Source organism: Vibrio sp. YT-19(2023) (assembly GCF_033337395.1).
In genome coordinates, this window is record NZ_JAWOQN010001226.1 from 1 (window position 1) to 505 (window position 505).

At 44.4% G+C, this 505-nt stretch carries 2 protein-coding genes; both read right to left on the reverse strand.

Translation table 11 applies throughout. The features are described from left to right. The coding region (locus R7E78_RS30975; RefSeq protein ID WP_318059250.1) for a DUF2607 family protein at positions 1–223 on the reverse strand (223 nt) is incomplete at its 3' end. A 158-nt stretch (positions 224–381) separates the two neighbouring features. After that, positions 382–505 (reverse strand): YtfJ family protein (locus R7E78_RS30980; RefSeq protein ID WP_318059251.1); only part of this gene is annotated, 124 nt, incomplete at its 5' end.

Here is a 505-nt window from a genome sequence, read left to right on the forward strand (position 1 = left end):
AATGGGCCCGTGTGTATGACGGCACAGGGATTGCCGGTTGTGCTTTAGCGAGACCATGTTGCGCGCCAGCAAAGAGTTGGCAGTGATGATGAGTATGATGCTCTGGTGTGAGGTCGACTTGATGAAAGATCGAAGCAAAATTCCAGATGATCAGCAAAGCAACACTGAAAAGTACAACAGTGCGATGCCAAGATCTGAAAATGGTTTGCCAAGAAAAGTACATCTGATCGCCTGAAATCCTAACGGGTGTTATAATATAACACTCATTATTGGCAAAAGTTCACTCTTTTGTCTGGTGAGGAAAATTTAACACAGCATATTAGTGGGATACCGTGTGATTGAGGCTCCTGATTGGTGCCGAGTCAGGAGCCGCATCTCGAACTAAATGCTTTGCTTGATAAGGCCAATCACCTGTGTAATTTCGTCTTGCGTCAATGCGCCTTCTTTTACAAACAGTACTTTGCCTTGTTTGTCTTGTACGATGATCGCAGAGCTTTCTTCTTTT